This is a genomic window from Lachnotalea glycerini, assembly GCF_003201285.1.
GTDB lineage: Bacteria > Bacillota > Clostridia > Lachnospirales > Lachnospiraceae > Lachnotalea > Lachnotalea glycerini.
In genome coordinates, this window is the sequence record NZ_QICS01000002.1 from 312,832 (window position 1) to 338,483 (window position 25,652).

29 protein-coding genes are annotated in these 25,652 nt (G+C 33.9%); all 29 read left to right on the forward strand.

All coding sequences use genetic code 11. The features are described 5' to 3' along the window. The first annotated feature begins 51 nt into the window (after positions 1 to 51). The 29 genes from C8E03_RS05760 to C8E03_RS05900 all read left to right on the forward strand — a co-directional run bounded on the left by C8E03_RS05760 (position 52) and on the right by C8E03_RS05900 (position 25,648). Positions 52 to 1,560: a flagellar hook-length control protein FliK gene (locus C8E03_RS05760; protein ID WP_110290532.1), complete on the forward strand. Its 1,509-nt coding sequence runs from the start codon at positions 52 to 54 to the stop codon at positions 1,558 to 1,560. A gap of 12 nt (positions 1,561 to 1,572) precedes the next feature. Continuing rightward, the gene (locus C8E03_RS05765; RefSeq protein WP_110290533.1) at positions 1,573 to 2,076 is read left to right on the forward strand and encodes a flagellar hook assembly protein FlgD; all 504 of its coding nucleotides are present in this window, start codon (positions 1,573 to 1,575) and stop codon (positions 2,074 to 2,076) included. A gap of 90 nt (positions 2,077 to 2,166) precedes the next feature. Then, a complete protein-coding gene (locus tag C8E03_RS05770; RefSeq protein ID WP_094379685.1) occupies positions 2,167 to 2,571 on the forward strand; it encodes a TIGR02530 family flagellar biosynthesis protein in 405 nt (134 codons plus the stop codon). Positions 2,572 to 2,657: 86 nt separating this feature from the next. Continuing rightward, positions 2,658 to 4,073 carry a flagellar hook protein FlgE gene (locus C8E03_RS05775; RefSeq protein ID WP_110290534.1) on the forward strand — a complete coding sequence of 472 codons (1,416 nt, stop codon included), beginning with the start codon at positions 2,658 to 2,660 and terminating at the stop codon, positions 4,071 to 4,073. A 178-nt stretch (positions 4,074 to 4,251) separates the two neighbouring features. Further along, positions 4,252 to 4,440: a flagellar FlbD family protein gene (locus C8E03_RS05780; RefSeq protein WP_094379681.1), complete on the forward strand. Its 189-nt coding sequence runs from the start codon at positions 4,252 to 4,254 to the stop codon at positions 4,438 to 4,440. A gap of 48 nt (positions 4,441 to 4,488) precedes the next feature. Continuing rightward, positions 4,489 to 5,316 (forward strand): motility protein A, encoded by an 828-nt coding sequence (locus tag C8E03_RS05785; protein WP_110290535.1) that lies wholly within the window; start codon positions 4,489 to 4,491, stop codon positions 5,314 to 5,316. Next, a complete protein-coding gene (locus tag C8E03_RS05790) occupies positions 5,309 to 6,100 on the forward strand; it encodes an OmpA/MotB family protein (protein WP_110290536.1) in 792 nt (263 codons plus the stop codon). The genes C8E03_RS05785 and C8E03_RS05790 overlap by 8 nt, the downstream gene beginning before the upstream one ends. A gap of 13 nt (positions 6,101 to 6,113) precedes the next feature. Beyond that, positions 6,114 to 6,629 carry a flagellar basal body-associated FliL family protein gene (locus C8E03_RS05795; protein ID WP_110290537.1) on the forward strand — a complete coding sequence of 172 codons (516 nt, stop codon included), beginning with the start codon at positions 6,114 to 6,116 and terminating at the stop codon, positions 6,627 to 6,629. A 41-nt stretch (positions 6,630 to 6,670) separates the two neighbouring features. Then, on the forward strand, positions 6,671 to 7,651 hold the full coding sequence (gene fliM, locus C8E03_RS05800) for a flagellar motor switch protein FliM (protein ID WP_094379674.1): 981 nt from the start codon (positions 6,671 to 6,673) through the stop codon (positions 7,649 to 7,651). Positions 7,652 to 7,655: 4 nt separating this feature from the next. Next, complete coding sequence (fliY, locus tag C8E03_RS05805; RefSeq protein WP_094379673.1) at positions 7,656 to 8,825, forward strand: flagellar motor switch phosphatase FliY; 1,170 nt, start codon at positions 7,656 to 7,658, stop codon at positions 8,823 to 8,825. A 57-nt stretch (positions 8,826 to 8,882) separates the two neighbouring features. Further along, complete coding sequence (locus C8E03_RS05810; protein ID WP_094379671.1) at positions 8,883 to 9,245, forward strand: response regulator; 363 nt, start codon at positions 8,883 to 8,885, stop codon at positions 9,243 to 9,245. Between the two features lie 147 nt (positions 9,246 to 9,392). Beyond that, positions 9,393 to 9,761 carry a flagellar biosynthetic protein FliO gene (locus C8E03_RS05815; protein WP_170122910.1) on the forward strand — a complete coding sequence of 123 codons (369 nt, stop codon included), beginning with the start codon at positions 9,393 to 9,395 and terminating at the stop codon, positions 9,759 to 9,761. A 12-nt stretch (positions 9,762 to 9,773) separates the two neighbouring features. Then, positions 9,774 to 10,628, forward strand: coding sequence for a flagellar type III secretion system pore protein FliP (gene fliP / locus C8E03_RS05820; RefSeq protein ID WP_094379667.1), 855 nt, complete (start codon positions 9,774 to 9,776; stop codon positions 10,626 to 10,628). A 20-nt stretch (positions 10,629 to 10,648) separates the two neighbouring features. After that, the gene (gene fliQ, locus C8E03_RS05825) at positions 10,649 to 10,921 is read left to right on the forward strand and encodes a flagellar biosynthesis protein FliQ (RefSeq protein WP_278321169.1); all 273 of its coding nucleotides are present in this window, start codon (positions 10,649 to 10,651) and stop codon (positions 10,919 to 10,921) included. Between the two features lie 4 nt (positions 10,922 to 10,925). After that, positions 10,926 to 11,705 (forward strand): flagellar biosynthetic protein FliR, encoded by a 780-nt coding sequence (fliR, locus tag C8E03_RS05830; protein ID WP_110290539.1) that lies wholly within the window; start codon positions 10,926 to 10,928, stop codon positions 11,703 to 11,705. Between the two features lies 1 nt (position 11,706). Further along, positions 11,707 to 12,813, forward strand: a complete 1,107-nt coding sequence (gene flhB, locus C8E03_RS05835) for a flagellar biosynthesis protein FlhB (protein WP_094379663.1) — start codon at positions 11,707 to 11,709, stop codon at positions 12,811 to 12,813. A 38-nt stretch (positions 12,814 to 12,851) separates the two neighbouring features. Continuing rightward, positions 12,852 to 14,885, forward strand: coding sequence for a flagellar biosynthesis protein FlhA (flhA, locus tag C8E03_RS05840; protein WP_094379661.1), 2,034 nt, complete (start codon positions 12,852 to 12,854; stop codon positions 14,883 to 14,885). After that, a complete protein-coding gene (gene flhF, locus C8E03_RS05845) occupies positions 14,885 to 16,105 on the forward strand; it encodes a flagellar biosynthesis protein FlhF (RefSeq protein ID WP_110290540.1) in 1,221 nt (406 codons plus the stop codon). Before flhA ends, flhF begins: the two co-directional genes overlap by 1 nt. A 3-nt stretch (positions 16,106 to 16,108) precedes the next feature. Then, the gene (locus C8E03_RS05850; RefSeq protein WP_094379657.1) at positions 16,109 to 16,990 is read left to right on the forward strand and encodes a MinD/ParA family protein; all 882 of its coding nucleotides are present in this window, start codon (positions 16,109 to 16,111) and stop codon (positions 16,988 to 16,990) included. Between the two features lie 11 nt (positions 16,991 to 17,001). Next, on the forward strand, positions 17,002 to 17,730 hold the full coding sequence (locus tag C8E03_RS05855) for a flagellar brake protein (protein WP_094379655.1): 729 nt from the start codon (positions 17,002 to 17,004) through the stop codon (positions 17,728 to 17,730). A gap of 4 nt (positions 17,731 to 17,734) precedes the next feature. Continuing rightward, the gene (locus tag C8E03_RS05860) at positions 17,735 to 18,829 is read left to right on the forward strand and encodes a protein-glutamate methylesterase/protein-glutamine glutaminase (RefSeq protein WP_094379653.1); all 1,095 of its coding nucleotides are present in this window, start codon (positions 17,735 to 17,737) and stop codon (positions 18,827 to 18,829) included. Between the two features lies 1 nt (position 18,830). Continuing rightward, positions 18,831 to 20,927, forward strand: coding sequence for a chemotaxis protein CheA (locus C8E03_RS05865; protein WP_110290541.1), 2,097 nt, complete (start codon positions 18,831 to 18,833; stop codon positions 20,925 to 20,927). Between the two features lie 13 nt (positions 20,928 to 20,940). Continuing rightward, entirely contained in the window at positions 20,941 to 21,396 is a 456-nt protein-coding gene (locus C8E03_RS05870; RefSeq protein WP_094379649.1) for a chemotaxis protein CheW, read from the forward strand. Positions 21,397 to 21,409: 13 nt separating this feature from the next. After that, positions 21,410 to 22,024, forward strand: a complete 615-nt coding sequence (locus tag C8E03_RS05875; protein ID WP_094379647.1) for a chemotaxis protein CheC — start codon at positions 21,410 to 21,412, stop codon at positions 22,022 to 22,024. Between the two features lie 19 nt (positions 22,025 to 22,043). Beyond that, positions 22,044 to 22,529 (forward strand): chemotaxis protein CheD, encoded by a 486-nt coding sequence (locus tag C8E03_RS05880; protein ID WP_094379645.1) that lies wholly within the window; start codon positions 22,044 to 22,046, stop codon positions 22,527 to 22,529. Positions 22,530 to 22,627: 98 nt separating this feature from the next. Next, entirely contained in the window at positions 22,628 to 22,894 is a 267-nt protein-coding gene (locus C8E03_RS05885) for a hypothetical protein (protein WP_094379643.1), read from the forward strand. A 29-nt stretch (positions 22,895 to 22,923) separates the two neighbouring features. Then, positions 22,924 to 23,691, forward strand: coding sequence for a FliA/WhiG family RNA polymerase sigma factor (locus C8E03_RS05890; RefSeq protein ID WP_110290542.1), 768 nt, complete (start codon positions 22,924 to 22,926; stop codon positions 23,689 to 23,691). 22 nt (positions 23,692 to 23,713) lie between these two features. Then, complete coding sequence (locus C8E03_RS05895) at positions 23,714 to 25,303, forward strand: DUF342 domain-containing protein (protein WP_094379639.1); 1,590 nt, start codon at positions 23,714 to 23,716, stop codon at positions 25,301 to 25,303. A gap of 27 nt (positions 25,304 to 25,330) precedes the next feature. Further along, positions 25,331 to 25,648, forward strand: a complete 318-nt coding sequence (locus C8E03_RS05900) for a hypothetical protein (RefSeq protein ID WP_110290543.1) — start codon at positions 25,331 to 25,333, stop codon at positions 25,646 to 25,648. Positions 25,649 to 25,652: the final 4 nt, after the last annotated feature.

The following is a 25,652-nucleotide window of genomic DNA, read 5'->3' on the forward strand; positions in this document are numbered from 1 at the left end:
TTTATCAAATAATATTTGATAATAAAAATACAAAGGAAAGGAGGAAAGAAAATGAATACAACGTCGGTAGATTCAACAGCTATTGTAAATGCTTTATCGGTAGATAAAGTTTCCAGACAGGACGATTCAAATCAGACCTTTGAGAATTTTAGTAATTTAATTGATCGTATTTCAACTTCAAGCCAAAATAATATTTCAGATACATCTGGCCTAAAGTCATCTCAAAATTTAGTTTCTAAAAATATTGGCAGTACAACAGTAAATAGAAAACTAGTTAATGATAATTCGGATAAACTAAATAGCTCCAATGTTAACAAGGAGAATAATTCGAATATAATAGAATCGAATGAAGTAGTTGATGACAATAAAAGTGTCGAAGATGTTTTGGATGATGCTTCAGAAAAAATCAAAAATATCTTAATAGAAAACCTTAATATATCGGAAGAAGATTTAGAGTCTGTTATGCAGATGCTAGGTTTAAATTATTTGGATTGTCTGGATAAAAACAATCTGGCTCAGGTTTTGACCCAAATATCCGGTAATAGTGATATATCGGCACTTATAACGGATGAATCATTATATCAGCAGTTCAATGATAGCCTTGAGATGATTGCAGGAGTAACACAAGATATATTAAGTGAATTGGGCATTACAGAAGATAATTTAATGGCAGTCATAGAGCAGCAAAATACGATTAATGAGAATGCTGAATTAACAACTATTACAGAGAATACGAATCAGACACAGCAAATAGCAGTAGATGAAGATCCTAAGCTGATTCAAACGGACTATGTAAAGGATAGTTCGACAATTTCTGATGTAAAGTTGAATGAGGATAAAAAACTGAATGACAATTCGGTTTCTGATGGCGAAAAGGTAATTCCTGATGAGCCTGAAAGTGAAACAGTGGCTGCAAACACACAGGATAGTGATGAACAGCAAATGGACGAAAAAGAAGGAGATACTGCGAAAGAGATCAATTTATTTAAGAATGATGACAAAACAAGTAATAAGTATCAGGATTACACACAAGTTCAAGGAAACCGAGACAATGTTTTAAATAATCTGGAACAGACTGCTACGATTAATGAAACTTCTGTTGATGTTGAAAGTATACTAAGACAGATTGAAAGCCAAGTAAAAGTATCCTCGACTCTGGATACATCTAAAATGGAATTTCAATTGAATCCAGAGCATTTGGGTAAGCTTACAATACAAGTAGCATCTAAGGAAGGGGTTATTACAGCACAAATTACAGCACAAAATCTTGCTATAAAGGAAGTGTTGGAAAGCCAGATTGTTCAGCTAAAAGAGAATATGAACAACCAAGGATTAAAAGTTGATGCAGTGGAAGTTACAGTCGAAAGTCATGAGTTTGAAAGAAATCTTGAGGAAGGCAACAGCAGCATGAATCAGGAACAATTTGAACAGCAGAAAAAGAATACCAGAAGACAATTTAATTATAACGATTTTGATACATTGGAAGATCTGTCAGATGAGGAAGCTTTAATTGCTGAAATGATGATTGGAAATGGTAATTCAGTTAATTACACAGCATAAGGAGGAAAGAATATGTCGTTAGTACAAGCCGTAAAGGATGGAGCATTAGTAGAGTCAAGTGCTTCGAAATTGTCAGACAGTACCACAACCACAAGCAGTTCAAGTTCATTAGATAAGCAAGCGTTTTTACAGCTTTTGGTGGCACAAATGAAATATCAGGATCCACTTGAACCAACATCTAATACAGAGTATATTGCACAGCTAGCTACTTTTTCACAGCTTGAGGCACTTCAAAATTTAGATGATACCTTAAATGCTAATGAAGCATCAGACTTAATTGGAAAAGCGGTAATGTTGAAAACAACATCTAGTTCAACGGGTGATACTTATTATACGGCCGGTTATGTGGATGCAATGACATTATCCAATGGGGATCCATATTTACTTGTCAGTGGCAATTATTATGCCTTAACTGATTTGTATACTGTCTTAGATGATGATTATTATAAAGATTATTTAAGCACTATAACAACAGATACAACAGATACAACAGATACATCTACTAGTACAACCTAAAAGTGGTGTATCTAGATTAGCTGATGCAGTTGAAGATATAATTTTTTAAGCTGCCAGCATGTGTGTGAATACACACGAATGGAGGTAATTATGCAAATTAATAATAGTCAATTCACTTCCATTGAGCAGGTGACAGGGAAGTACCTGAATACTAAGAAGATTAACGTGGCAAACGAGGCAGAAAGTACAGCGTTTGGTGAGATATTAAAACAGACACAATTAGATGCATCACAAGAATCTTCAAACCTGAAATTTTCAAAGCATGCAAATGAAAGAATTGCTTCAAGAAGTATCGATATTTCAGAAAATCAGATGCAGCGCCTGCTAAACGGAGCTAAACAAGCCAATGAGAAGGGAATCAATGAATCACTGGTGATAGTTGATAACCTGGCATTTATTGTTAATGTAAAGAATAATACAGTGATAACGGCGATGGATCAAAGTGAGACTGCAGAGAATGTTTACACAAATATTGATGGGGCAGTAATTATATAGCTGGACCTTAATGGAAGCTTTTGTCTTTGAATGACAGATAAGACAAGCTGCCCTTTAAAGTATAAATAATAGGAGGTCATTTAATTATGATGAGAGCATTGTATTCTGGTGTATCAGGTCTTAGAACGCATCAGACAAAGATGGATGTAATTGGTAACAATATAGCCAACGTTAACACAGTAGCATATAAATCGCAGACAGTAACCTTTCAGGATCTTATGTATCAGACAACGCAGGCTGCTTCTGGAGCAAATGCTACAACTGGTACTGGTGGTACAAATGCAAAGCAGATAGGTCTTGGTGTAACGACCGGTGCAATTAGTACTACAATTACAACGGCGGGTGCCACCCAGACAACAAACAATCCGTTTGATATAAAGATTACAGGAGATAGTTTCTTTGTCGTAAGTGACGGAACTCAGCGCTATTTTACTAAAGCAGGTAATTTTACGATTGATTCGACAGGTAATCTGGTAATGTCAACCACTGGATATAATGTATTGGGCTGGCAGGTAAATGATACAACAGGTGAAATTCAAAAAGCAACTGTATCACCGCTAAAAGTAATGGCGACTGAGAATCTTACATCAGATGCCGAAGCCACCACATTAGCTAGATATACAGGAATTGTTGATTCAGATAGTACGGATATCAATTCCACTGCTGGAGAAGTAGCTAACCTTGATATATATGATTCATTAGGCTATAAGTATAATACGACTTTTTCGATGCATAATGCAGAGGGATTAATTGATTCAAGTGGCAATACGCTGCCTGAGGGAACGTTCTATATGGTATTGGATGATATTACGGAAGAAGAAAGCGGTGATTCCGTTATGACATCCTCGGGTGCAACTTTTGGAAGTACATTAACCTTTACAGATTCCTCAGGTAATACAGTAACTGCCAATAATGCGGTGCTTGTTACATATGATCCGGATAATAGTGGTAAATTATCCGCAGTAGGCGGTACGACTGGTGCAACTACTACAGAACTTTCCTTTGGAACCGGAACAGGACAGCTTAAACATTCTACAATTAGCATTGATTTATCAACCAGTCAGATGTCGGGCAACAGCGGGACTACGACAGCAGCTATGAAGGGGGGAGATGCAGATGGAAACGGTGAGGGAAGAAAGCTAGGTAAGATGATAGGAATATCAATTGGAAACGATGGAAAGATTAGTGGCAGTTATAGTAATAATGATACAAAGCTGTTGGGACAGATAGCAGTTGCGGAATTCTCTAATGCAGCCGGTCTATCAAAAGAGGGTGAGAACCTTTATGCAGAGACATTAAACTCAGGAAGCTTTGATGGAATTGGTGTTGATGTTACAGCCAATAGTGGAAGTATGGCAACAGGCGTACTTGAAATGTCGAATGTTGATTTATCGTCAGAATTTACAGAAATGATTACAACACAAAGAGGTTTTCAGGCAAATTCTAGAATTATTACAGTATCAGATACTTTAATTGAAGAATTAGTTAATCTTAAGAGATAGTTAATTTTTAATTAGTAATTTCCCAGATGTATTGTATTCGAAATCAATACAATGCATTTGGGGATATACTAAAATTTAATAAAGGTAAAAGTTTTATAAATTAATGAAAAATCATTGATTAATGAGAAAATTTTAATTATAAAATAGATAGGATATTTTAAACTCAAGGAGGAGTACCATGATTGAAGTCACTAAACTAAACGACAAAAAGGTTTTGATTAACTCGGACTTAATTGAATCGGTGGAAGAAACTCCTGATACTGTAATTTCCTTTACTACGGGCAAGAAGATTATTGTAAAAGAAAGTAGACAAGACATTAAAAATTTAGTAATATCATATAAAAAGGAAATTTTTGTGGGAATTTAGTGTAAATAGTAGTTTCCTTAAAGAATAAAGATGGGGTAGGTGACAGTCGTGGATATAGCTTCAATAATTGGTTTGGTAGGATGTTTTTTTGTAGTTATTTTTGGTATTATTTCAGGTAATCTGGGAGTTGCAGCATTACCTAACTTTGTAGATCCGGCTTCGGTAATCATTACATTTGGTGGAACATTCGTATGTGTTATGGCATCATATAATATGAAAGATTTTATAGCTGGAATAAAAAGTATTAGACTGGTGTTTAAGGTTCCAGTGGTAGATGAATCTACAACAATCAGAAATATTATTGATTTATCTAACGTGGCGAGAAAGGAAGGATTGCTTTCTTTGGAAGAAGCCGCAAATAATTTGGAAGATGAATTCCTGAAAAAAGGAATTTTACTTATAGTGGATGGTACGGATCCAGAATTGGTTCGTGCAATATTAGAAACAGAATTGACTTGTATTGAAAGTCGACATAAAAAAACCATAAGTTTTTGGGAGACCGTAGGAGCAATGGGGCCTGCTTGGGGTATGATTGGAACTTTAATTGGTTTGATAAATATGCTAAAGGTATTGGATGATTCAGCATCAATAGGTCCAAACATGGCGACAGCCTTGGTTACTACCTTTTATGGCTCGCTGCTTGCAAACTGGATTAGTGCTCCAATTGCCAGTAAATTAAAAAGTAACAATGATGTGGAAATAATGCTGAAAGAAGTCATTATTGAAGGACTTTTATCCATTCAGGCAGGTGAAAATCCTCGAGTAATTGAAGAAAAGTTGAAGTCATTCTTATCACCGGTACAAAGAAGTGCCTTTTCACAAGGAAACGGTGAAGATGAGCTGGTAACAAATGGCGGAGGTGAAAGCAATGGCTAAGAAGAAGCAAGATGAGCCACCAAAGGGAGCACCAGCGTGGACAACTACGTTTAGTGATTTGATGAATTTACTCCTTTGTTTCTTCGTATTGCTATTTTCAATGTCAACGGTTGATGCAGAAAAGTTTGAACAGGTAGCAGCATCACTTGCAAGCAGTTTTAGTGTCTTATCCGGTGGGGGAAGTGCTATTGGAGAAGGCGTATTGATATCAAGTGGAGTCAGCCAGCTTAGTGATTTGGATGTTTACTTTACTTCAATGGGAAAAAATGAAGAGGGAGACACTACGACAGATGAAAAAACAAAGTTTGAGCAGGAAGCTTTAGACGAATCAGAGCAAATGGCGGAGCAGATAGAAGAAATGATTAAAAATAGTGGAATTGAAGAAGAAGTAGAAATTGATTTTAATTCACATTATGTGCTTTTAACATTAAATGGAGCTTTTTTGTTTGATTCAGGCAGTGCACAAATTAAGGAAGACTCTTTGCTTCTTATGGATAAAATAGGTTTGATTATAGAAATGTATCCGGATAGATTGGTTGAAATAGAGGGGCATACAGATAATGTTCCAATTTCTAATTCACATTTTAGGAATAATAATGAGTTATCAACAGCTAGAGCATTAGCGGTATTAGAATATTATGTAGCTCAAGGTATTGACCCGGTCAAACTAAAATCATCAGGTCGTGGCGAATATGTACCGATTGCTGATAATTCTACCGCAGAGGGGAGAGCACGTAACAGACGTGTAGAGGTGAAAATTTATAATTCTTATAGCGATTATTAAAAGGAGTAAAATAATGAAAAAGAATATATTTAGTATTTTAATTTTGGCATTAGTAATTGTCAATTTGGTTTTAACAGCCATCATGATGTTTAGTATAGTTCCAGCTTCTAAAAAGACAAATGCATTAGTGACTAAAATTTGCAGTGTATTAGATTTAGAATTAGAAGCAAATATGGCAGAAACAGGTGAGGAAAATATTCCTATCGATCAAATTGCCACCTATGATATTGCAGATAAGATAACAGTGAATCTTAAGAAAGATGTTGATGGTGAAGAGCATTATGCTGTATTTTCGGTTACCTTATCAATGGATAAAAAAAATGATGGTTACAAAAGCTATGGTGAAAAAATAGCTGATAAGGAAAGTCTTATTAAGAGCGAAATTATTGATGTAGTTTCTGGTTTTACGTTAGAGGAAGCCCAATCAAACCGAGATGCCTTGCAAGAAGCATTAAAGCAGCAATTAGATAAAATGTTTGATTCAGATTTTATTATAAAGGTTGCATTTAGAGATATTGTATTCCAATAGAAAGTACACATTAAAGAGAGTCATCAAGGAGGTGAATAACTATGGGAGAAGTGTTATCCCAAAGTGAGATTGACAATTTGCTAAATGCATTAAATTCGGGTGAATTGGATGTTGAAAATATTAATGACGCCTCTGAAAAACAAGTGAGGAATTATGACTTTGCGAGGCCATCAAAATTTTCTAAAGAACATTTACGCACTTTGGAAATAATATTTGAGCATTATGGAAGATTGCTTTCAACGAATCTGCCTGGTTATTTAAGAAAAAATATTCAGGTTGAAGTTATGAATTCAGAAGCAGTTACATATTCAGAATTTACAAATGCATTATCAAACCCTGTGATTTTAGGAGTGGTGAATTTTGCTCCATTATCTGGAAATATTATATTAGAGCTTGCTACTAATTTAGGATATGCAATTGTGGATCGTATGCTAGGTGGATATGGAAAACCGCTGGAGAAGAATAGAGATTTTTCAGAGATTGAGTTAACGGTTATAGAACGAATTATGGTTATTTGTACTAATCTATTGAGAGAACCTTGGCAGAATGTAGTAAATGTTGAGCCGCGATTGGAGAGGATAGAAACAAATTCTCAATTCGCGCAAGTCATTTCGCCAAGTGAAATGATAGCCATAGTAACGTTAACAATTAAAGTAGGTGAAGTAGAAGGGTTAATGAATATTTGTTTGCCGTTCATTACACTAGAAGATGTAATGGATAAACTGAATACAAAATATTGGTATTCTACAATGCAAAAGGATGACGAAGAGTCATATGAGGAAGCAATTAAAAGTTTAATCAGCAGAGCAAATATACCAGTTCGTACTGTGCTTGGCACAAGTTCGATTGCAGTGAATGATTTTGTTAATTTGCAAATTGGTGATATAATAAGGCTGGACACGAAAGTGGATCAAGAATTAGATGTATTTGTGGGGAATATTAAAAAATTTACTGCCCTGCCAGGTTCATCTGGAGATGCTTATGCAGCGAGAGTCACATCTATAATAAGAGAGGAGCAGTGAAGTAATGGACGGAATGTTATCACAAGAAGAAATTAATGCATTGCTAAATGGAAATGGTTCATCGGATGATACAATAAGTGAAGATAGTTCTGCCGAGCTCTTAACTGAGGCAGAAAAGGACGCTGTGGGAGAAATTGCTAATATTAGTATGGGAACAGCTGCAACGACCTTATTTTCACTAGTAAATACAAAGGTAACCATTACAACGCCGATAGTAACCTATGCAACATGGGATGATATTACGGCAAATTATGATAGACCATGTGTTTTTATACAAATATCTTATAAAGACGGTTTAGATGGAAAGAACATACTGATTTTAAAGGAACGAGATGTTAAGGTAATCACTGATTTGATGATGGGTGGCGACGGCAAGAATGTGGAGGGAGATATTAGTGAACTTCATGTCAGTGCAATATGTGAAGCAATGAATCAGATGATGGGGTCATCTGCAACTTCATTATCATCTATGTTGAATAAAGTAGTTGACATTAGCCCGCCAACAGCTACTGTTGTAGATTTAAATGATAACGTTAATGAGGAAGAAATAGCAACCTTTTTGACAGGAACATTTATAAGAGTTGCTTTTAAAATGGAAATAGAAGGGCTTGTTGATAGTAGTATAATGCAACTATATCCAATAGAATTTGCAAAAGAACTTTATGAAAAATTTGCTGCAACACATGGAGAAAGTCAGCAGCCAGAGAAAGCAGAACAAGAAACAGTTCAGACATCTTCGCAAATGCAGCAGCCACAGCAGGGAGTAAATATGGAGAATATGGGTATGAATATGCAACAACAACCGTATATGCAACAACAGTATACGCAGCAACCGTACATGCAGCAACCATATATGCAGCAGCCATATATGCAGGCACCGCCTCAAAATGTACAGCCGGCTCAGTTTCAGCCGTTTACAAATACTAATTATGTAAATGGAAATGAAAATATCGGGCTTATTATGGATGTGCCATTACAGGTAACTGTTGAACTAGGGCGAACAAGTAAATCCATTCAAGAAATACTTGAATTTTCACCTGGAACTATCATTGAATTAAATAAAATAGCAGGTGAGCCTATTGATGTGCTGGTAAACGGCAAATATGTAGCAAAAGGTGAAGTTGTTGTTATTGAAGAAAGTTTTGGAGTCAGAATTACAGAAATTGTAAAGTAGTACATAAAAATATAAAACTAATAAATAAAATTATTAATAAAAATAGGAGTTGAAAATATGGCTAAAAATATTTTAATTTGTGATGATGCAGCATTTATGAGAATGATGATTAAGGATATTTTAACAAAAAATGGCTACAATGTTATTGGAGAAGCTGAGAATGGTGCTAAAGCAATTGAAAAGTACAATGAAACGAAGCCAGATTTAGTTTTAATGGATATCACTATGCCAGAGATGGATGGGATACAGGCCTTAAAGAAAATTATAGCAGGAGACCCAAATGCTTTGGTAATTATGTGTTCAGCTATGGGACAGCAGGCAATGGTGATTGAGTCAATACAATCAGGAGCTAAAGATTTTATTGTTAAACCATTCCAAGCAGACCGAGTATTAGAAGCAGTTAAGAAAGTAGTAGGTTAGGTGCAAGGTATAAGGAGTCTTATATAATAGAAAGTGAGCTACGCTAACTTTCTATTATTATAAACAAAAGTCTTTTAGTCTTTATAATATGTAATAATTTTGCATCAACCAATCAGTGCATTTGGCTTTGCACGAATGGAGGAAAATATGATCGTCGCACTTTCACAAAGCTCTAGATTGGAGAGTATATGGCAGCTTTTAATGGTAAGTATTATATTTGTCGTTGTTTTAGGAATGGCTTATTATACGACTAAGTTGATATCTAAGCTTCAAAGGAAACAGTCATTTAATGATAATATAGAAGTGATTGAGACGTTTAAAATAACAACAAATAAATACATTCAGATTGTTAGAACTGGTAATAAGTATTTGGTTATTGCTGTTGCAAAGGATACAATAACAATGCTTTCAGAGCTTGACAAGGAGCAATTAAATTTTAAAAGTGAAGCAGTAGAACAAAAAGAGAGCTTTAGTGAAATCTTTAGTAAAATAAAAGAATTAAAACTTAAAAAGTAGGCAGGTAGCAAAATGACATTAAGAAGAATATTAAATATAAATAGATATAAACTATTAGGACTATTCCTTGGAATGTTTATAGGAGTTGCTTTGTTTTCAAATACTGCTTACGCAACATCCTCTACCACCACTACTGATGATGGAAGTTCAAGCAGTACTGCGAGTTCTAATGTGGATACACTTAGTCCGTCAAATACAGTTGGAGGATTAAATATTACATATAATAATAATGGAGAAGGTGGACTTTCTGCTAATATTAAAATTTTACTGTTCTTAACAATTATTTCTCTTGCGCCATCTATTTTAATTATGATGACATCTTTTACGAGAATAATAATTGTATTACATTTTACAAGAGCGGCTCTTAACACGCAGACTGCCCCGCCTAATCAGGTTTTAGTGGGCTTATCTTTGTTCCTGACGTTGTTTATAATGGGACCTATTTTTACTCAGATAAACGATACTGCAATTAAACCTTTAGATGCCGGGGAAATTACACAGGAGCAAGCACTGGAAACAGGGTTAAAACCTATAAGAGAATTTATGTTTGAACAGACTCAAACTAAAGATATACAATTATTTCTGGATATTGCTCAGAAAACTGATATTGAAAATCAAGATGATGTTCCAACTACTGTTTTAATTCCAAGCTTTATCATTAGTGAGCTCAGGTCTGCATTTATTATGGGATTTTTAATATATATTCCATTTATAATCATCGACATGGTAGTAGCATCTACACTTATGTCAATGGGTATGATGATGTTGCCGCCGACAACGATTTCAATGCCCTTTAAAATATTATTATTCGTTTTGGCTGATGGCTGGAACTTAATTATTGGAAACTTGGTGAAGACATTTTATTGATATAAAGGGGCGTAAGAAATTTGATTACTTCAGAAATTGTTATGGATATAGCAAAAGATGCAATATATACAATTATTATTTCATCAGCTCCATTATTGCTAATATCATTAATTGTTGGTTTGGTCATTAGTATCATTCAAACAGCTACTTCAATACAAGAACAAACATTAACATTTGTTCCAAAAGTTGTTTGTATTTTTATTGCTATGATGCTTTTTGGTTCATGGATTTTAAATAATATTGTAGAATTTATGGTTCGCTTATGGTCAAACTTTAGCGCATATGTAGGTTGATAAGATGGTTAATATGCAATTTACTCAAGGTAACTTGGAACAGTTACTGCTGATATTTATAAGAATAAGTGCATTTATATTTATTGCACCTTATTATTCTATAAATAATGTACCAAGAAGATTAAGAGCTGGATTAGCTTTCTTTATTACATTAGTACTTTATCCGGTGTTACCAAAAGGAGCTTTGGCATATTCTACAGTCATAGAATATGCTGTTCTTGTAGTTAAAGAGTCTATAGCGGGATTATTAATTGGTTTATCAGCGAATATTTGTTATTCAATCATTGCTTTTGCAGGAAGAATTATTGATATGGATATAGGATTTGCTATGGTAAGTGTTCTAGATCCGGTAAGCAAGGAACAGACATCTATTACGGGTACATTTTATAATTACTTATTCATGCTGATCATGGTGTGTTCTGATATGCCGCACTATTTGCTGAGGGCAATTGTAGATGCATATCAGTTAATTCCATTGGGTAATGTTCAATTTAACATGAATAGTCTATATAGTAGTTTTCTTATGTATCTTGGAGACTATTTAATAATTGGGTTTCGAATTGTTTTGCCAATTTTTGCAGTCATATTGGTAACCAATATCATTTTAGGGGTATTAGCCAAGGTTGCACCGCAAATGAATATGTTTGTAATAGGTATGCAGTTAAAAATTTTAATGGGGTTGATAACAATTTTTATTACAATAGGGATGTTTAATAATGTTTCGAATTATATATTTACTGAAATGAAAAAAATGATAGTATCTATGATACAAGGAATGTATTAGTATGATAAAATATAATCTTCAATATTTTGCAAAGGATGGTCAGGGTGGAGAAAAAACTGAACCGGCTACAGCTAAGAAGCTTACTGATGCCCGTAAAGAAGGGCAGGTTGCCAAAAGTAAAGAAATTAATAATGCATTTTGTTTATTAGGGCTCTTTATAGTGCTTAAAGTAAGTATTGGAAGTTTGGGGACTAAGTTTCTTGAATCATTTAGTCAGGTATATAATAAGATTCCGACAGTTGTGGGATATCAGGAGAATAGTTTAGGAATTCATGTATTCTCACAGATCATAAATAATGTATTAGTTATAATTTTACAAATGCTTGCCCCAATATTTATTATTGGTGTTATAATTAGTATAGTGACCGACTTAATTCAGGTCAGATGGAAACCTACTACTAAGCCATTACAGCCAAAGCTAAGTAAATTTAATCCAATAAGCGGGCTTAAGAAAATAATATCAGCCAGATCTATTTTTGAACTGGTAAAGAGTATTTTAAAAATTATAATCATTTGTTATGTAGCTTTTTCTACATTAAAGGACAAACGTGAAATTATATTTAGGTTGTATGATATTCCACTTAATCTGGCTATTTCATACATAGGTGATATAATCATTAATCTCGGTATAAAGATTAGCTCAGTATACATGATTGTAGGAGCAATTGATTATTTTTATCAAAAGCACAAGTTTAGTGAAGATATGAAAATGACCAAACAAGAGGTCAAGGATGAATATAAAAATGCGGAAGGTAATCCGGAAATCAAGGGAAAGATAAGAAGTAAAATGCATGAAGCATCAAGAAGAAGAATGATGCAGTCACTTCCAAATGCAGACGTAGTTATAACGAATCCTACACATTTTGCAGTGGCAATTCAATATGACGCAGAGAAGTTAAAGGCACCGGTTGTAGTTGCAAAGGGTGAAGATTACCTGGCACAAAAGATTAAAGACAGCGCCAAAGAATATCATATCGAAATTGTAGAAAATAAACCATTAGCGAGAATGCTGTATTATAATGTAGATGTGGGAACCGAGATACCACCTGAATTATATCAGGCGGTCGCAGAAGTTTTGGCGTATGTTTACAGTTTGAAAAATAGTTAACTTTATATATATAACAACAAGTAAAGGAGGTACAATGTATGAAGAAGACAGATTTAGGCATCGGTTTGTATTTATTATCAGCGATTGTTTTTTTAATTATTCCAATGCCTTCTTTCTTGCTTGACATCATGTTAGCATTTAATATAGCAATATCTTTGACAATATTATTTAATTCCCTTTTTTCAAAAGAGGTATTAAATATGTCTTCGTTCCCTACGATTTTGCTATTTACAACTATATTTAGAATTTCTTTGAATGTTTCGTCCACTAAGCTTATTTTGCAAACAGGTGAACCAGGAAATGTCGTTAAGACATTTGGTGAATTCGTTGGCGGTGGAGATTTGATAATTGGTTCTGTTGTATTTGTTATTTTAATTATCGTTCAGTTTGTAGTTATTAATAAAGGTTCAGAACGTGTATCAGAAGTAACGGCAAGATTTACTTTGGATGCTATGCCTGGAAAACAAATGGCTATTGATGCTGATTTAAATACTGGAGCAATAAATGATAAGCAAGCAATAGAAAGAAGAGAGAAAATTCAACAGGAAGCAACTTTCTTTGGCTCTATGGATGGTGCCACCAAGTATGTTAAGGGTGATGCAACGGCAGGTTTGATTATAACTGCTGTTAATATTGTAGGCGGATTATCTATGGGTGTGTTAAGACAAAGTCTTTCTTTTTCAGAGGCAATTGAGAAATATACAATATTGACAATCGGTGATGGTCTTGTAAGCCAGATTCCGTCTCTTATGATATCTTTAGCAACGGGTATTTTGGTTACTAAGGCTTCCAAGGAAGCTGATTTTGGAGATGTTTTGGTTAAACAGCTTTTCTCAATACCCAAAGTGCTATACATGGTTGGAGCAGCTCTTATTTTCTTGGGTGTCGTAACTCCTTTAAATGTAATAATATTTGCTACTTTAGGTTTAATATTTATAATAGTGGGGATAGTAATGGCCAAAAGTATAGCTATTGATGAGATTGAAGAGGAAGTAGATACCAGTGAATCATCTGCTGACGAGATAAGAAGACCGGAAAACGTGACTTCTTTATTACATGTAGATCCAATTGAACTTGAATTTGGCTATGGTATCATTCCATTAGCGGATGTAAATCAAGGCGGCGATTTACTTGATCGTGTTGTTATGATAAGAAGGCAAATTGCATTAGAATTAGGAACGGTTGTTCCAATTATACGATTAAGGGATAATATACAACTTAATCCAAACCAATATATTATTAAAATTAAGGGCGTCAAAGTAAGCGAAGGTGAGATTCTTTTCGACCATTATATGGCAATGAATCCGGGATATGTCGAAGAAGAAATTACAGGTATACCTACATTTGAACCATCATTCCATCTTCCAGCAATCTGGATTACTGAAAGCCAGCGAGAACGTGCTGAAAGTATGGGGTATACAGTTGTGGATCCTCCATCTATTATAGCAACACATTTAACAGAAATTATTAGAAATCATATTGATGAGCTTCTTACAAGGCAAGATGTATCGAATCTTGTTAATAATATAAAAGAAAGTAATTCAACACTAATAGATGAATTAATTCCAAAACAGTTAGGTATTGGTGAAGTGCAAAAAGTTTTACAGAACTTGCTTAAAGAAGGTATTTCTATACGAGATTTGCTTACTATATGTGAAACATTGGCGGACTATGCATCGACTACAAGGGATCCGGATATTCTAACTGAGTATGCTCGTCAAAGCTTGAAAAGAGCAATATCTGCCAAATATTTTGAACAGGGTGAAGCAACACATGTAATTACTTTGGATCCTAAGGTGGAACAAGATATTATGGGCGCAGTAAAACAAACAGAACAAGGTGCATTTTTGACTTTGGAGCCTGATAAGACTAAAAATATTATTTCTTCAGTAGAAGAAGAGGTTAATAAGCTGCAAAATCTTGGAAAAAGTGCTATTATTATTACATCACCTATAGTTAGAATGTATTTTAAAAAGCTTACACAGGATTATTTTAAGGATTTAGTTGTTGTATCATATAATGAAATTGAAACAAATATTGAATTACAGTCAGTAGGGATGGTGACATTATAGTGATTATAAAGAAATTCCAGGGTGCCACTGAAATGGATGCTGTATTACAGGCAAAGGAAGAGCTTGGAAAGGATGCAGTTGTTTTAAATGTAAAAAAAATAAAGCAAAGAGGCATCTTTAAATTTTTAAAATCCACAATAGTTGAGGTAACTGTAGCTTTAGAAGAGGGAAAGATAGAAAAAGATAAAACTGAGACGGATACTGTGAAAGCTAACGATTCCAAAAGTAGTTTTGATTCAGTTGCTGATGAGAAAATTGTTTTAAAGCCTCAATCTAAAATAATAGAAAAGAAGGCATTAGATTTGGGAAAGGATGAAACAGTGGAACTTGAAAAAAAGCTTGCTAATCTTCAAAGTCTTCTGGAAAAGCAAATTGAAACGAAACCAGCTGAGACTTTAACTACTGAACAAGAAACGCAAAAGAGTGAAACTGCAGTCTTTGCTCAATTAATTTATAATACATTGCTTGATATGGAGGTTGATGAAAAATATATTAACCAGTTTATTGGTGAAATTGAATTGACCAAAAATAAGGATTTAACGATTGACCATGTTTTGTCAAATATCTATCAAAGAATGATTCTTAAATTGGGAGAGGCAAATTTAATTAAAGAAGCAAAGAAAAAACCTAAAGTAGTTTATTTTATCGGACCTACAGGGGTAGGAAAAACAACTACATTAGCTAAGATTGCATCAAAATTTCATGTAGAAGGAAATAAAAAAATTGTTATGTTAACTGCCGACACATATAGAATTGCAGCAACGGAGCAGCTAAGAACTTATGCAAATATACTGGGGGTTCCTTTTAATGTAGTTTATTCTGCGGAGGATTTGAAAAATTATGTAACGCAATTTAAGGAATATGATTTTATTTTGGTTGATACAGCTGGTCATTCGCATAAGAATAAGGAACAGACGGGAGATATTTTGAAACTGCTTAACTGCTTAGGTGATTCAGTAGAAAAGGAAATCTATTTAGTTATCAGTGCAGCAACAAAATATAGAGACTTGATTAAGATTGTAGATACATATAATAATATGATTGATTACAATATTATATTTACTAAATTAGATGAAACTACAAGTTTAGGCAATATTTTAAATATTAAAATGTATTCAGGCAAAGAATTAGCATATGTCACATTAGGGCAAAATGTGCCTGATGATATTGAAATATTCGATGCACAAAGTCTTGTGAAACAATTATTGGGAGGTCAATAATAAATGGATCAAGCACAGCAGCTGAGGAATATCGTCAAGATGTCTAATCAAAGAGTAAATAAAGTTGCAAGAGTAATAACTATTACTAGTGGTAAAGGTGGAGTTGGGAAGAGCAATTCAGCCGTTAATCTTGCAATTTGGCTAAATAGATTGGGGAAGCGTGTTATTATCTTTGATGCCGATTTTGGATTAGCAAATATAGAAGTTATGTTTGGAACAATTCCAAAATATAGTTTGAGGGATTTTATATTTGAGGGAAAAAGTATAAAGGAAATAATCACGGTAGAATCTGAGAGAATCGGATTTGTTTCAGGAGGTTCAGGTATTAGTGAATTAGCTAATTTGAATCGAAATCAGATTGATACATTAGTAAGTAATTTGGCGGAATTGGATGAGTTGGCAGATTATATCATTGTTGATACAGGGGCAGGAATTTCAGATGCTGTGCTGGAATTTATTTTAGTTAGTAGAGAAATAATACTTATTATAACACCAGAGCCTACTTCATTGACGGATGCTTACTCGTTACTCAAAGTGCTAAACAGTAATCCCAGATTTAATTTGGAAGATACTAAAATTAAAGTATTATCCAATAAAGCTGATTCTTATAAGGAAGGAATGGCTAGTTACGATCGGTTAAATTTGGTAGTCGGCAAGTTTCTTAAGTTAAATATAAGTCTGTTAGGGATCATACCTAATGATGAAAATGTTCGAAAAGCAATTATCAGACAAAGGCCAGTTTCGTTATTAAATCCCACTTCAAGAGCATCAAAAGCTTACGAAGACATAGCTAAAGTGATTGTTAATGATAAGGATGAACGTAAAGGTAAAAAAGGAATTGCCAGCTTGTTTTCAGAATTACTTAAAACGAAAGCTAGAAGATAGGGAGGATTGCTATGGCTAGCATTATTAGTGTAGGCGATAAAGTAGACTTAAGAATAATAAAACATAAACAAACTTCTAATGCGATAGATAAAGAATATAGAATATACAAAAGTAAAATATATGATATAGCAGATGAAAAAATATTAAAATTATCGATGCCGATTGAGGGAGGAAGCATTGTGTTGCTTCCATTGGGACAGGTTTTTGAAATTTATTTTTATACAATGAATGGGTTATACCAAGCAAAAGGTAAGGTAATTAAACGATTTAAAGAAAATAATATTTTTGTTTTTTTGTTTGAATTGTCGACCCCGATAAAAAAGAATCAAAGAAGAGAGTTCTTTCGATTCGATTGTGTTATTGACATGAAATATTCTCAAGTTTCTGAATATGAAAGCAGATTAGTACTACAAAATGAAATTGAAGATGCAAGAGGAAAAATAATAGAATGGCAAAACGGATTTATTGTTGATATCAGCGGTGGAGGGATAAGATTTACATCAGGTGATAAATTTTTGAAAAACTCTTACATATTGGCAAAATTTAATTTGGTGATAAATCATAGAATAAAAGAATTTTGCATCATTATAAAAATTATTTCATCGGATAAGATATTGAATCGTAGCGGACAATACGAGAGTAGAGGAAAATTTGTAAGTATGAGTTTGTTGGAAACAGAAGAAATAGTACGTTATATTTTTGAAGAAGAACGTAAATCTCGAAAGAATAGAAAGAGTTGATAGAATGAGTAAAAATATTTTGATTGTTGATGACTCTGCACTTATGAGAAGAATCATGTGTGATATAATAAACTCAGATAATCGATTTGAAGTCACTGACATTGCGAAAAACGGTGCAGAGGCTTTTGGATTATTATTAGATAAAAAATATGATGTAGTTGTGTGCGACATTAATATGCCTAAGATGACAGGGTTAGAACTTTTGGAACAACTACAACGTTACAAGATTAAAGTTCCAATTATTATGGTTAGTACCTTGGCAAAGGAAGGCGCCAAAGAGACTATTTTAGCATTAGAATTAGGAGCTTTTGATTTTGTTACAAAACCGGAAAACTTTATTGAGGCGAAAGGTAATGACTTTAAGCAAAGGCTTATGTCTACACTAGAGGTAGCGGCAAAAATGACGTTAGAGAAAAAAACAGAAGATATAGTGCGTCAGATATTAGCTTCTAAAAAAGGTGTAGATTTTGCAAAAGAAATGGGAACTGAGTCAAGAAAAACGTTGAGAATGTCAGCAGGCAATAACAAAATAGTGGCTTTGGCTTGTTCAACGGGAGGACCTAAGTCATTACAAGCAGTGATTCCATTGCTTCCAGCAGATTTAAATGCAGCGGTGCTTTTAGTACAGCATATGCCTGCGGGATTTACTAATTCATTAGCGCAAAGATTAGATGAGATGAGTAAAGTTAAAGTGAAAGAAGCAGCAGATGGCGAAATGATTCAAAAGGGATATGTTTATATTGCACCAGGCGGTTATCATATGAAAGCATTAAGAGATGGCAGCGGTCATAAAATAAAGCTTACTCAGGAAGCACCGATTGGTGGACTAAGACCTTGTGCTAATGTAATGTATGAGTCCTTAATTAATTCTTCTTATGATGAAGTGGTATGTGTTGTGCTTACGGGAATGGGATCTGATGGAACAATTGGTATTAAAAAATTAAGTAACAGTAAAACGGTCTATGTAATAGCACAAGATGAAAAAACATGTGTGGTATTTGGAATGCCAAAGACCATTGCTGAAGCGGGATTAGTGGATGAGGTTGTTCCCCTTGAAAACGTTTCGCAGACTATAATTAAGAATGTAGGAGTACGATGATATGGATGTTAGTCAATATTTAGAGATTTTTATCGATGAAACAAAAGAGCATTTGCAAAGCTTAAATGAACAGCTTTTAATTCTTGAAAAAGAACCTGAAAATGACGATACCATTAACGAAATATTTAGAGCGGCTCATTCATTAAAAGGAATGGCTGGAACTATGGGATATAAGAGAATGCAAAGATTAACCCATGATATGGAAAATGTTTTTTCTGAAATTCGAAATGGTAAAATGAAAGTATCTGCAGGGTTAGTTGATGTATTATTTCAGTGCTTAGATGCATTGGAGGGGTATTTGCAAATTATACAGGAAACAGCCGGGGAAGGTACAAATGACAATGAGCCAATTATTACACAATTAAATGCAATTTTAAATGCTGAAACCGGTGTAAAAGTTGATAAAGAAACAAATAAGACACAAGAAGTAAGAAGTGTTGTTTATGAAGAATCAAAATATGCTCCTTTATATAAGGATATTGAGTTAGAGCCGCAGGAAAAGCATGCAATCAGTGAAGCTATGGAAAGAGGTTTGCATGTATATGGTTTTACAATATACGTACAAGAAACATGTATTTTAAAAGCTGCAAGGGCATTTCTTGTCTTTAAGGGTATTGAAGATGTAGGAGAGACGATTAAATCAATTCCAAGCGTTCAAGATATTGAAGATGAAAGATTCGATTTACATTTTAGCATGTACATAATATCGAAAGAAACCTATCAAACGGTAGAAGCAGTAATCAAAAACGTATCAGAAATTGATACCGTTATAGGTGAAGAATTTACATACGAATCAATTAGCAGCCTAAATAAAAGACAGGAAAAGACTGAAGAATCAGTTAAAGAATCTCAGCCTGTTACATCACAGGAGAGCAAGCCATCTGTGCAAGTAGTTCAAAAACCACAGGCAAATAATTTCAAGGCAGCACCTCAAAAACCGGTGGTTAATCGCACCGTAAGAGTTGATATTGAAAAATTAGATGTGCTTATGAACCTCGTAAGTGAGTTGATTATTGCAAAAAATGGATTGGTATCAGTCAGCTCAAGTGAAACAGGAGAGAATTCACAAGGTTTTCATGAACAGATAGAATACTTAGAGAGAGTAACGACGAATCTTCATGAATCAGTTATGAAGACACGAATGGTGCCAATTGAAAGTGTAGTAAATAGATTTCCACGAATGATTCGTGACCTGAATAAGAAACTGAATAAGAAAATGGAATTGTATATGACGGGTGAAGATACAGAGCTTGATAGAACGGTTATTGATGAAATTGGTGATCCGTTGATGCATTTGCTTCGTAATTCGGCAGATCATGGTTTAGAATCGGGTGAGGTTAGAATTGCAAGAGGAAAGCCGGAGGTTGGCTCTATTTTTCTTGATGCTTATCAAGAGGGTAATAATGTAATCATTGAAGTAAGAGACGATGGCAACGGTATTGATGTAAATGCTGTCAGAACAAAAGCTTTGGAAAGAGGTACTATAACACCGGAGCAGGCAGAATCAATGAGTGATAAGGATATTATTGATTTATTGTTCTTACCAAGTTTTTCTACTGCTAAAACTGTTTCAGACGTATCAGGAAGAGGTGTGGGACTTGACGTTGTTAAGTCAAAAATAGAGGCTTTAGGCGGTGATGTTGAAGTAAAAAGTAAGCTTGGAGAAGGAAGTACATGGACAATCAGGCTTCCGTTAACATTAGCGATTATTCAAGCACTTATGGTTGAACTTGGAAACGAAAAGTATGCCATCGCCTTAGGAAGCATACAGACAATTGAAGACATATCGGTACGCGATATTAAATATGTCGAAGCAAAAGAAGTAATACATATCCGAGAAACCGTGATACCACTTATTCGATTAGATAAAGTTTTAGGAATTGTTAAAGATGAAGAGCAGCCTGAAAACTTAACAGTTGTAATTGTTAAAAAGGGTGATAAATTGGCTGGTTTAGTAGTTGATAACTTAATGGGACAGCAAGAAATTGTTATAAAATCCTTAGGCAAGTATATTAATATTGATAAGGTAATTAGTGGTGCAACAATTCTTGGTGACGGCGAAATAGCATTGATTCTTGATGTTAATACATTGGTATAGGGAGGTGTTGACAATGGAAGAAAGTAAAGTAGAATTTAATTCAACTCAGTATATTGTAGTAAAGATTGGCAATGAACAATATGGTATTGATATTAGTTATGTAGATAATATAGTACGTATGCAAAAAATTATCAGAGTACCTAAAGCACAACATTATTTTAAGGGCGTTATTAATCTTAGAGGTGTAATTGTTCCAGTTATGAGTATAAGATTAAAGATGCAGTTAGAAGATGATAAGTTTGACAACAGTAGTAGAATTATAATTTTAAAAATGGATCAGGCACTAATAGGAATTATTGTTGATGAGGTAAAAGAAGTCGTGACCTTGGAAAATTCGGATATAGAAAAAATGGCTTATGATTCAAAGGATGAAAAGACTTCTTATATAAATGGTATTGGCAAGCATGATGGAGAACTTATTTCTTTATTAGATATTAATAGTGTAATTACAGAAAAAGAATTAGTATAAGGATGGTATACCAATGGCAAAGATTAATTTGGAAGAAATAGATTCAATCCATTATGATGTGCTAAAAGAATTAGGCAATATAGGTGCAGGCAATGCAACAACAGCATTATCACAGCTTCTTAATATGAAGCTTGATATGAAAGTCCCAAAAGTTGATTTAGTAGGATTTGATCAATTGGCTCCATCAATATGTGACGAAGAAGAATTAGTTGTAGGTATTTATTTAATGCTAGAAGGTGATATCCAAGGCAGTATGATGTTTATGGTTGAAAAGAAAGCTGCAACCTGTCTTGTTAATCAGCTAATGGGCAGACCGGTACATGATGTCAGAGAATTTGATGAAATGGATTTGTCTGCGCTGCAAGAAATAGGAAATATAATTACTGGAGCCTATTTATCTTCTTTATCAACATTAACCAGATTAACAATTACAGCTTCGATACCATATATGAGCATTGATATGGCGGCAGCAATACTTAGCGTACCTGCAATTGAATTTGGAAAAGTTGGTGATAAGGCATTATTAATTGAAACCCAATTTGGGGATGAAATATTAATCAATGGTTATTTTATTTTGATTCCTGAATTGGAATCGTATGATAAGATTCTAGCATCATTAGGATTATAATACAGGTGGTAATATACATATGGATGAAATGATTAAAGTAGGAATGGCTGATTTAAAGGTATGCCCGTATCCAAATGCTATTACAACATTAGGATTAGGTTCTTGTGTTGGGATTGCTGTTTATGATCCAGTCAGTAAAGTAGGTGGACTTGCACATGTTATGCTGCCAGATAGCACACAAATTAGAAATAATTCAAATAGAGCTAAATTTGCGGATACAGGTATTATTGATTTAGTTGATTTGATGATAAAAGCAGGGGCATTAAGAAGCAGGCTGGTTGCTAAAATTGCAGGTGGAGCTCAGATGTTTGCCTTTAATGGACAGTCTGATATGGTTCGAATTGGAGCTAGAAATGTTGAAGCGTCTAAAATAAAATTAAAAGAGCTAGGCATCAGGCTATTAGCAGAGGATACTGGATTGAATTATGGACGAACCGTTGAATTTTATACAGAAACAGGAAATTTTATAATTAAATCAGTAGGGAAAGAGAAGAAAATCATATAATTAGCTTCTAGACTAAATTAAATATAAAATAAAGAAAGATAGAATGTCATCAACGGATGATAATTCTATTTTTCCGTATTTTATGAAAAGGTGGTAAGATGAAAAGATTAAGATTATTACCAATGATAATTATGTTGATTGCAGGGTTGATCACCTGTATCATAGCCGTTGTAAAGAAATTTGATAACACATATGCCTTGACAGCACTTTTTGTTGTGTTGTTAACTTTTTATGTCGTGGGACTTATCGCACGAACTGTAATTAGAAAAGTATGTTTTTCTTTAAAAACTGAAAATGAATCCGAAGCAAATGAAGAGAGTGTCATTACAGAAGATACAACACAACAGCAGGGAGAAAAAATATAGGATAAACGAAAGTGACTGGAGGCTTATGAATGGATGAAGCAGGGAAGTTGAAACTATGGGAAAGTTATGAAAAGGATAAATCACAAGAGATCAGAGAAAAAATCATAATCGAATATGCTCCCCTTGTTAAAATAGTAGCCGGCAGATTAAGTATGTACCTAGGTCATTCAGTTGAGTATGATGATTTAGTGGGGTATGGAGTTTTTGGTTTAATAGATGCAATTGATAAATTTGATTGTGCCAAAATGGTTAAGTTTGAGACTTATGCAAGTCTGCGTATTAGAGGATCAATTTTAGATCAGTTAAGAAAGATGGATTGGATTCCAAGAACTGTTAGGCAAAAGCAAAAAAAAATCGAAATGGCAATAAAAGAAGTTGAATTAAGAACAGGCAGAGAAGCCTCAAATGATGAGATAGCGAAAGAAATTGGTATTAATGGGGAAGAACTGGAAGAGTGGAGGAATAAGACAAAAATCACAAACATAATTTCATTGGATGAATTTCTAGAGCAGGGGAGTGAAACTTCTTTTGACAATAGATTCAGGACTAATTTTGAACTCCCGGAAAAAAAAGTAGAAAATGACGAAATTAAAAAGATTTTGCAGGAGACACTTGAAACTTTAACTGATAAAGAAAAGAAAGTTATACTACTTTATTACTACGAAGAGTTGACATTGAAGGAAATTAGTAGAATACTAGAAGTATCAGAATCAAGAGTATCACAATTGCATACGAAAGCAATACAAAAAATGAAAGTGAAACTTGGTAAGTATTTTGAAATATTAATAGATATCTAATTCAGGTACAGGGGGAAAAGGGATGAATGGATGGTTTCAATTAGTAAGTAAAACTGATGGTACGTATATTAAGCTTATTCCACCGGCTAACGGAGGAGAAAGTATTTGCATTAATGATATTAATGAATATTTAAATCAGGTCAGAATTTTTGAATATGATATTAAACAGTTAAATGCAGAAATAATGAATCTAAGTGAAGTAAAGGAATTTAAATTAAATGATGAAATGCTGGTTCCAACATCGGAACAAATGACTATTAAAGTAAGTGATGATAAAATGCAAGTGTTTGCAAAATTTTATCCTGCTACGGAACAAGCTAAGAAGTTAACCTATGATGATATTCTTGGCATACTTGCTGCAAAGGGGATAAAAGTAGGCGTTGAGAAAGATTTGATAGAAGAGCTAATAAAAGATAAAAAATATTGTCATAACTATTTAATAGTAAAAGGAATTCCGATTACAACGGGACATGATGCAAAAATAATATATCATTTTAATACGGATTTAAATGTTAAGCCTAAGCTTAATCAAGACGGAACTGTAGATTTTCATCATTTAGATAATATAGGACATATACATAAAGGACAGATTCTTGCTACTTTGATACCAGAGGATTTAGGAAAACCTGGCTTGAATGTGTTTGGAGAGGTGATTAAGCAACCTAACTATAATAAGCTGAAACTTAGGTATAGCAAAAATATTACCTGTTCCGAAGATAAATGCACAATTACATCAGATGTAGATGGACATGCATCTTTGGTAGATGGAAAAGTTTTTGTTTCTAATTTATATGAAGTCCAAGACGTTGATACATCTACTGGAAACATTGATTTTGAAGGAAATGTTTTAGTGAAAGGAAATGTAAGAAGCGGATTTGAAATTGTTGCAAAAGGAAATATAGAAGTAAACGGAGTTGTGGAAGGAGCTACTCTGATTGCAGGTGGACAAATTGTTTTGCAACGGGGAATACAAGGCATGAACAAAGGGATACTAAAGGCAGGTGGAAATATTATCACCAAATTTATTGAAAGTGCACATGTTGAGGCAGACGGATATGTACAAACAGAGTCTATTTTACATAGTACAGTTTCAGCCAAAGGTGAAATTATTGTTCAGGGAAAGAAAGGGTTTGTTACAGGAGGCGTTGTTACATCACTAACAGGGATTACTGCTCGCACGATTGGTTCTTTAATGGGAACTGACACAAGAATAGAAGTAGGAATTGACCCTACCATAAAAGAACATCAGCAAACATTACAAAAAGAAATAGAAGAAATGAACAAAAGAGTTGGCATGATTGAACCGGTTATAAGTAACTGTATGAAAAAGATTAGTCAGGGACAAAAGCTTACAAATGAACAAATGGGTTATATTAAGCAGCTATCAGAGGAACATAAAGAACTGGAACAAAAAATCAAAGATAGCCAAAATGAGATTACTAATATTAATTTATCCTTGAATCTTGCTCGTGATGCAAGAATAAAAGTTTCAGAAAGAATATACTCAGATGTAAAAATAACAATATCAGATTGTGTAATGTATGTCAGGGAAGAAAGAGACCATTGTCAGTTTGTAAGGGATCAAGGCGAAATTAAAATATTGATGCTGTAGGATCATTCATTGTAAGGAGGCTTTTATATGCCAATAAGACCAATTGAATTAAATGGCGTAATATCAAGAGTACAAGACATAGGAACTATGAAACATAATGAAGATAATAAGCCCATTGTAGACCAAAGTAATATTCAAACCCATTTAAAAAAAGAAGTAGATCATCATCAAAAAAAGGTTAGAAATGCTGATGATAGTGATAATCATCAAAAAAAGTATGATGCAAAAGAAAAGGGAAATGGCACTTATTTTGCGAATCAGAATAAAAAGAAAGATAAGAAGGAGCAAGACCAAAATCGAAAGAAAAAGCAAGATGTCGGTCAGGGCTTTGATATAAGCATATAGTAAG

Bases quoted from the DNA above. Each gene is read 5' to 3' on its own strand.
- fliP (WP_094379667.1), top strand. From the start codon at position 9,774: ATGACATTAAGAAGAATATTAAATATAAATAGATATAAACTATTAGGA.
- C8E03_RS05865 (WP_110290541.1), top strand. From the start codon at position 18,831: ATGGATGTTAGTCAATATTTAGAGATTTTTATCGATGAAACAAAAGAG.
- C8E03_RS05760 (WP_110290532.1), top strand. From the start codon at position 52: ATGAATACAACGTCGGTAGATTCAACAGCTATTGTAAATGCTTTATCG.
- fliY (WP_094379673.1), top strand. From the start codon at position 7,656: ATGGACGGAATGTTATCACAAGAAGAAATTAATGCATTGCTAAATGGA.
- C8E03_RS05855 (WP_094379655.1), top strand. From the start codon at position 17,002: ATGGCTAGCATTATTAGTGTAGGCGATAAAGTAGACTTAAGAATAATA.
- C8E03_RS05765 (WP_110290533.1), top strand. From the start codon at position 1,573: ATGTCGTTAGTACAAGCCGTAAAGGATGGAGCATTAGTAGAGTCAAGT.
- C8E03_RS05815 (WP_170122910.1), top strand. From the start codon at position 9,393: ATGATCGTCGCACTTTCACAAAGCTCTAGATTGGAGAGTATATGGCAG.
- C8E03_RS05885 (WP_094379643.1), top strand. From the start codon at position 22,628: ATGAAAAGATTAAGATTATTACCAATGATAATTATGTTGATTGCAGGG.
- C8E03_RS05770 (WP_094379685.1), top strand. From the start codon at position 2,167: ATGCAAATTAATAATAGTCAATTCACTTCCATTGAGCAGGTGACAGGG.
- C8E03_RS05780 (WP_094379681.1), top strand. From the start codon at position 4,252: ATGATTGAAGTCACTAAACTAAACGACAAAAAGGTTTTGATTAACTCG.
- C8E03_RS05870 (WP_094379649.1), top strand. From the start codon at position 20,941: ATGGAAGAAAGTAAAGTAGAATTTAATTCAACTCAGTATATTGTAGTA.
- C8E03_RS05790 (WP_110290536.1), top strand. From the start codon at position 5,309: ATGGCTAAGAAGAAGCAAGATGAGCCACCAAAGGGAGCACCAGCGTGG.
- C8E03_RS05810 (WP_094379671.1), top strand. From the start codon at position 8,883: ATGGCTAAAAATATTTTAATTTGTGATGATGCAGCATTTATGAGAATG.
- C8E03_RS05880 (WP_094379645.1), top strand. From the start codon at position 22,044: ATGGATGAAATGATTAAAGTAGGAATGGCTGATTTAAAGGTATGCCCG.
- C8E03_RS05860 (WP_094379653.1), top strand. From the start codon at position 17,735: ATGAGTAAAAATATTTTGATTGTTGATGACTCTGCACTTATGAGAAGA.
- flhB (WP_094379663.1), top strand. From the start codon at position 11,707: ATGATAAAATATAATCTTCAATATTTTGCAAAGGATGGTCAGGGTGGA.
- flhA (WP_094379661.1), top strand. From the start codon at position 12,852: ATGAAGAAGACAGATTTAGGCATCGGTTTGTATTTATTATCAGCGATT.
- fliR (WP_110290539.1), top strand. From the start codon at position 10,926: ATGGTTAATATGCAATTTACTCAAGGTAACTTGGAACAGTTACTGCTG.
- C8E03_RS05895 (WP_094379639.1), top strand. From the start codon at position 23,714: ATGAATGGATGGTTTCAATTAGTAAGTAAAACTGATGGTACGTATATT.
- C8E03_RS05850 (WP_094379657.1), top strand. From the start codon at position 16,109: ATGGATCAAGCACAGCAGCTGAGGAATATCGTCAAGATGTCTAATCAA.
- C8E03_RS05775 (WP_110290534.1), top strand. From the start codon at position 2,658: ATGATGAGAGCATTGTATTCTGGTGTATCAGGTCTTAGAACGCATCAG.
- C8E03_RS05900 (WP_110290543.1), top strand. From the start codon at position 25,331: ATGCCAATAAGACCAATTGAATTAAATGGCGTAATATCAAGAGTACAA.
- C8E03_RS05875 (WP_094379647.1), top strand. From the start codon at position 21,410: ATGGCAAAGATTAATTTGGAAGAAATAGATTCAATCCATTATGATGTG.
- C8E03_RS05890 (WP_110290542.1), top strand. From the start codon at position 22,924: ATGGATGAAGCAGGGAAGTTGAAACTATGGGAAAGTTATGAAAAGGAT.
- fliM (WP_094379674.1), top strand. From the start codon at position 6,671: ATGGGAGAAGTGTTATCCCAAAGTGAGATTGACAATTTGCTAAATGCA.
- C8E03_RS05795 (WP_110290537.1), top strand. From the start codon at position 6,114: ATGAAAAAGAATATATTTAGTATTTTAATTTTGGCATTAGTAATTGTC.